The sequence below is a fragment of the Henriciella mobilis genome (assembly GCF_003576315.1).
Taxonomy (GTDB): Bacteria; Pseudomonadota; Alphaproteobacteria; order Caulobacterales; family Hyphomonadaceae; genus Henriciella; species Henriciella mobilis.
Map to the genome: position 1 here is coordinate 1 of NZ_QWFZ01000014.1, position 5852 is coordinate 5852.

A 5852-nucleotide genomic window follows, 5' to 3' on the forward strand; every position below is an offset into this window, starting at 1 on the left:
GGTAAGCGTCCAATAGTGACACGCTTGTGCGCGGTAGCGGGCATTCGATCTCTTTCGGCTGGTGTTCAAAAGCTGAAAGGAGATACCGATGCCGAAACTCAAGACGAAGAAACGTGCCGCGCTGGAAGCGTTCTGGCGGGCCCATCATGAGGCCTGGAAACGCAGTGACTTGAATCAACGCGAATATTGCGAAGTGAACGGCTTGCCGCTGAAGCGGTTCGGCAACTGGCGCGCCCAGTTCAAGCGGGAGCCGCGGCCTGAGCCAGTGGACCTGCTTTACCGGCGCGGAGGCCTAAGTCATAGCTTTAGTCATAGGCTTAGTCATACCCTTAGTCATAAGCTAAGTCATAGGCTTAGTCCTAAGTTGGACTACCAGGCTGAGATCCGGCCGACGCCAAATCGCGATCCGATTCTCCAGCCTCTTCAGGAAGGACGCCGGCGCAAGTTCAGCGCCTCAGACAAGAACGCGATCGTCAGGGCGGCCTGCCGACCGGGGGCTGTCATTTCAGATGTTGCTCGCCACTATGGCGTTGCCCCGCGGGTTCTGTTCCGTTGGAAATCGGAGCTGGCTGTTGCTGACACGGGCGTGCGGTTCCTCACGGTCGAGGTGGCATCATGACCTTGCTTCCAGAAGGTGTGCGGGTGCACCTGGCGGTCGGCTATACCGACATGCGCAAGGGGATCGATGGACTGTCGATGATGGTCCAGGAGGTGCTGAAGCGCGATCCGTTCACCGGGCATCTCTTCGTGTTCCGCGGCCGCAAGGCCAATCTGATCAAGATCGTCTACTGGGACGGGACCGGGCTCTGCCTGTTCACAAAGCGGCTCGAGCATGGCGTTTTCCCCTGGCCGTCAGAAAACGAGCCTGGCAAATCCATCGTCCTGACCTCTGAGAAGTTATCGATGCTGATCGACGGGATCGACTGGCGATCACCGGACGAGCGCTGGCGTCCTGATCGGGCGGGCTGAAACGCAGATGCGACCGATTGAATCAGGCCGCAGAAAGCTGTGCGAAGCGAGCTGATTCCAGCGTAATCTCCATGCCATGGAGCTTGATCTCACCGCCCTGCCTGAAGACGTGGATGTGCTGCATGGCATGATCCGCGAGCTGGCCGCGGCGCGCGAAAGCGAGCGCGCTGAGACACGGGCGGAGATCGAGCGACTGCGCCAGATGGTGAAGACGCTGCAGCGCAGCCAGTTCGGCCGCCGGGCCGAAGGCCTCGATCCCGGTCAGCTCCAGCTCAGCCTGGAGGATCTCGATGGTGATGTCGCCCGGCTCGAAGCGGCTTTTCCCGACTTGGCAGCTGAAACTGCAGCGCGCCTATCCCGTACCCGCGCGTTCAGCCTGCCGGACCACCTTCCGCGCGAGGATGTCGCGATCGAGACCGAGACCAGCGCCTGTCTATGCTGCGGCGGCGCGCTGCACTTCATCGGCGAGACGGTCAGCGAGATGCTGGATCATGTGCCGGCGCGGTTGCGGGTCCTGCGGATCAAGCGCCCGCGCTATGGCTGCAGAGGCTGCGGGAAGATCCACCAGGCGCCGGCCCCGGAGCGCCCGATCGCGAAGGGGCTCGCCACGCCCGGCCTGCTCGCGCATGTCATCGTCAGCAAATATTGCGATCACCTGCCACTCTATCGCCAGTCGCAGATCTTTGCCCGCCAGGGCGTGAAGCTGAACCGGTCGACGCTCGCCAACTGGGTCGGCGGTGCAAGCTGGTGGCTGGAAGCGCTGCATGAGCGTCTGGCGAAACATGTCTTCGCGTCGACCATGCTGTTCGCCGATGACACGCCGCTGCCCGTGCTCGATCCCGGCCGGGGCCGCACGCGCACCGGCCGGCTCTGGGTCTATGCCCGTGATGATCGGCCCTGGAATGGGCCCGGTCCGCCGGCCGCGGTCTACATGTACAGCCCGGACCGGCGCGCCGAACGACCGGAAGACCATCTGAAAGACTTCAACGGTGTGCTGCAGGTCGATGGCTATGCCGGGTTCGAGCGGCTGACTGCTGGCGGGGACATCGCGCTCGCTGCCTGCTGGGCCCATACCCGGCGCAAGTTCTACGAGGTCCACCAGGCGACGGGCTCGCCGATCGCAGCCGAAGCGTTGCAGCGGATCACAGAGCTTTATGCCATCGATGCGGCTATCCGGGGCCAGAGTGCGGACAAGCGCCGGATCGTGCGGGCCCGGAAATCCCGCCCGCTCGTCAGGGCCATGAAGGTCTGGCTGGAAACCGAACTCCAGCGTATCCCACCGCGCAGCGGGCTCGGCGATGCGATCCGCTATGCGCTGACCCGCTGGGCTGAGCTCAGCCGGTTCCTGGATGATGGCCGGATCGAACTTGACACAAACACGGTTGAGCGTGCCATCCGCCCGGTCGCACTGGGCCGAAAGAACCACCTGTTCGCCGGCTCCGAAGGCGGCGCTCAAAGATGGGCCGTCATCGCCTCGCTGCTGACCACGGCAAAGCTCAATGATGTCGAGCCGCATGCCTATCTCAGTGATGTCCTCGACCGTCTCAGCCAGGGCCATCCGATGAACCGGGTCGATGATCTGCTGCCTTGGAACTGGGCGGGCTCACACAAGGACGTGTGAGAACTGGACGCTTACGGAACAGGGATTTTCCAAAACCGATCAGGGAAACGCAAATCCAAGCACTTCAGCCTGGCGATCCCAGTCCAGCGGGAGGTCTGTTCGCAAGAGTTTTTCGAGGCTCAGATCGGCGGGCTGGCGGCCATCCAGGATGGCCTGGACAATTGACGGCGAGAGAAAGGCAAGCTTCAGTCTCTGACGCAGGGGCGATGTGGTCCAGCCGAGCTTCTTGGCGAGGGTTGGAAGAGACACGCCAGCCCGCCATTCAGCCATCCAGGCATGGGCACGAGCCACAGCATTGATCAGCGTTTCATCCCGGTTCGGTGTCTCGGCCCGGAGAACGAGAACCGTCTCGACACCGCGCTTTCGTTCCGTGAAAGCTTCAACATGAACCAGCGCGCCGGCGGCAAACTCTTCTAGGGGTCGTCCAGTCGCCTCAGCGATGGACTCTGGATTCATCGCCAACCGCATCTCGCCGGGTTTCAGATCGATGCGCTCGACAAGTTGGGCAATGATAGATGACCGGCTTGATGCCAGCTCCTCACCGATCCGAGCGAACCCTGCTTGAACCCTGGCAAAAGTCTCCACACTCGGTTCCGCAAGCAGCCGTTCAGATGCTATACCCAACCAGTTCCTGATCGCTTGCGCGACGGCCGCCTCGAGCTTTGCAGCCGGCAGTCGCCATCCGGCTGAGGACGTTTCGCTGCCCGATACCAAGCTCCTGGAAACATAATACCGCCAGCGCTTTCCCCTCGTCGTCGCATATGTCGGCGTCAAACGATCGCCAGCTTCATCGAAGACTCGCCTGGTGAGCGGCGATCCTGCCTGCTCGTCTGGACCGCCCTGCCCGCGCCGGCGGCCACTCCTTTTGATCAACGTCTCCTGGACACGGTCCCAGAGCGCCTCACCAATGATCGCGGAATGGCTGCCGGGATAGGTATTGTCCTTGTGCCGGACCATCCCGCGATAGACCGGGTTGGTCAGGATGGAATGAACCGCACCGCGTGACATCACGCATCCGCCGAGTGATTTGCCGCTCCTGAAAGTTCGCCGCTTCGACCGGATGCCTTCAAGCTCAGCCTGTCGGGCAACTTGGCCCAGACAGCGATGCTGGTCATACAGATGGAAGAGCCGCTGGACCTGTTCGGCTTCGTTTTGGTTGAGGACAAGCTCCCGGGTGTTCGGATCCGGATGGGGATCATAGCCCAAGGGCGCCAAACCACCCATCCAGAGGCCACGCCTTGCCGAGGCGGCGAGCTTGTCCCGAATGCGCTCGGCGGTGACCTCCCGTTCGAACTGGGCAAAGGAGAGCAGGACATTGAGCGTCAGCCTTCCCATGCTGGTCGAGGTGTTGAAGGCCTGGGTAACGGACACGAAAGAGCAGTTTGCCTTATCGAAGCGCTCCACGAGGCGTGCGAAATCTGCAAGCGAGCGGGTCAGGCGATCAATCTTGTAGACCACGACCATGTCGATACGGCCAGCATCGATATCGTCAAGTAGAGACCGCACGCCGGGGCGTTCGAGATGCCCGCCGGAGATCCCGCCATCCTCGTAGCGGGTCTCGATCAGCTTCCAGCCCTCGTGCTTCTGGCTTTCTATATAGGCCTTGCAGGCCTCCCACTGGGCATCGAGCGAGTTGAAATTCTGCTCCAGCCCCTCCTCGCTCGACTTGCGGGTGTAGATGGCGCAGCGGATCGTTGTTCTTGCCATCAGCGCGCCCTTCTCTGGAGACCAAAGAAACGCGGCCCAGACCAACGGGTCCCGGTAATCTCGCGAGCGACGGCACTGAGCGAGCCATAGGCCTTTCCACGATAGATCGCGCCCGCCTTGGTGACGTCGACGACATGCCGGACGCCGTTCCACTCACGGACCAGCCGGGTGCCAGGTGTCGCCGTTTTAACTTGGGGCCCTGGCATCTTGTTCGATACAATTGCGGTGAGGGTTGACCGGGCCCGTTTGCGAAGACCGCCATGCTTTCGAACCTGAAGCTCGTAGGCGAGAAGTCGCGCCAGGAACGGCGTGCTGGTCCGGTAGGGCAGAACGCCCAGCCCTGCCTGCTCCCAGATCTCGAGGAGGTCCCTGCGGGACATCTCTCGCAGGGACTCCAGATCGGAGGGTTGCTCCGCCTCCATTCTCAGGCTTTCTCCAGGCGGTAGCGTGCACAGCGCTCGCCGTCTGCGGGCGGCAGCTTCTCGAGCTTCCGCTCACCCGCCCGCACCCGAGTGAGGGCCGCCCGCACCGTATGCGGCAGCCAGTCGAGGGCTTCCGACACCTCGTTGACGGTGACACCCTTCTCCCTGCCGAGCAGCTGGATCAACTGCTCACGCTTGGTGAATGGCTTCTTCTTCGATTGGGTCTTGGTTACTTTGGCCATGGGGTTCTCCTTCAGTCTGGTTACGGAAGCGATCATCCGCTCCCACTGACTGAAGGCCCGACCTTGTCATAGGTACGGGCTGGCCGGTCTTTCTATCCCAGGGTCTACATACTGACGCTCCGTTGCGCCCGGAAGTCCAGTCGAAAATCAGCTGTCCGGCTGGTTTTTGCGATGCGCTTCCAGGGCGCTCTCGGCAAGTTCGATCGCCTTGTGGGCATTGGTGATTGAAAGCGCGGCCAGTTGGTCGAACCTCAGCGCGCAGAGTTCCTCGGATTGCGCCTGGACGGCCGCATCATGGGCGTCTTCCAGTGCCATAGTGACATCCGCCATGAGCTTCTGTGGAAGGTCGTCGTAAGCCATGACCCGACGAATGCTACAATTGGCGTATCAGTCCAGACGGTGAGAGACTGCTAGATCTCGGAAGCAGACGTAAGATTCGCAAGACTTCCGGAGTCTCTGCATAATCGCGACTCACATTTAATTGAATATGGTTAGGTGAATGCATCTGGCATCGAGAATTGTCTTAGCTGTGTCTAGTGCAGCGATAGGGCTAGTCGCGCAGGCTATGTTTGCAAACCGGATAGAACCCTATCATCCGGAACTTCTAGTCGTCGCAGCTGCTGCGATACTCCTTGTAGCTGCAGATATTCCAGAGCTTGTTCGTGCCAAACCGACCGCAGAGCAAAGCGAGCAGATATCGACCACCCCGTGGGTGGTTATTAACGGGGACGCTAAAAGTCATGTTGTTGAGCAGAAAGGGGAAACAATCAGACTGAGGTTCGGGTCGATGTTCGCTCAGCGAATTAGACTGCGCTCGCAAACATCAGGGAACTGCTCTGCCCCACAGGGGTGGTCCACCGGTAATGTTAGTCCGGCGGTTTCCACGTAGCG

The 5852-nt window shown here is 61.1% G+C and carries 7 protein-coding genes; 3 read left to right on the forward strand and 4 right to left on the reverse strand.

Annotation, left to right across the window (positions count from 1 at the left end; translation table 11 throughout):
- The first annotated feature begins 88 nt into the window (after window positions 1-88).
- From tnpA to tnpC, 3 genes are all read left to right on the forward strand, one after another.
- On the forward strand, window positions 89-619 hold the full coding sequence (gene tnpA / locus D1227_RS08115) for an IS66 family insertion sequence element accessory protein TnpA (RefSeq protein ID WP_119404465.1): 531 nt from the start codon (window positions 89-91) through the stop codon (window positions 617-619).
- Window positions 616-969 carry an IS66 family insertion sequence element accessory protein TnpB gene (gene tnpB / locus D1227_RS08120; protein WP_119404466.1) on the forward strand — a complete coding sequence of 118 codons (354 nt, stop codon included), beginning with the start codon at window positions 616-618 and terminating at the stop codon, window positions 967-969. Before tnpA ends, tnpB begins: the two co-directional genes overlap by 4 nt.
- 76 nt (window positions 970-1045) lie before the next feature.
- Window positions 1046-2590, forward strand: coding sequence for an IS66 family transposase (tnpC, locus tag D1227_RS08125; protein WP_119404467.1), 1545 nt, complete (start codon window positions 1046-1048; stop codon window positions 2588-2590).
- Between the two features lie 39 nt (window positions 2591-2629).
- On the opposite strand, the gene D1227_RS08130 is transcribed toward tnpC, so the two are convergent.
- From D1227_RS08130 to D1227_RS08145, 4 genes are all read right to left on the reverse strand, one after another.
- Window positions 2630-4297 carry a recombinase family protein gene (locus D1227_RS08130; protein WP_119377709.1) on the reverse strand — a complete coding sequence of 556 codons (1668 nt, stop codon included), beginning with the start codon at window positions 4295-4297 and terminating at the stop codon, window positions 2630-2632.
- Window positions 4297-4719 (reverse strand): DUF2924 domain-containing protein, encoded by a 423-nt coding sequence (locus D1227_RS08135; protein WP_119377710.1) that lies wholly within the window; start codon window positions 4717-4719, stop codon window positions 4297-4299. The genes D1227_RS08130 and D1227_RS08135 overlap by 1 nt, the downstream gene beginning before the upstream one ends.
- 2 nt (window positions 4720-4721) lie before the next feature.
- Window positions 4722-4961: a DUF3489 domain-containing protein gene (locus tag D1227_RS08140; protein ID WP_158586605.1), complete on the reverse strand. Its 240-nt coding sequence runs from the start codon at window positions 4959-4961 to the stop codon at window positions 4722-4724.
- A 147-nt stretch (window positions 4962-5108) separates the two neighbouring features.
- Window positions 5109-5321, reverse strand: coding sequence for a hypothetical protein (locus tag D1227_RS08145; RefSeq protein WP_119377712.1), 213 nt, complete (start codon window positions 5319-5321; stop codon window positions 5109-5111).
- Window positions 5322-5852: the final 531 nt, after the last annotated feature.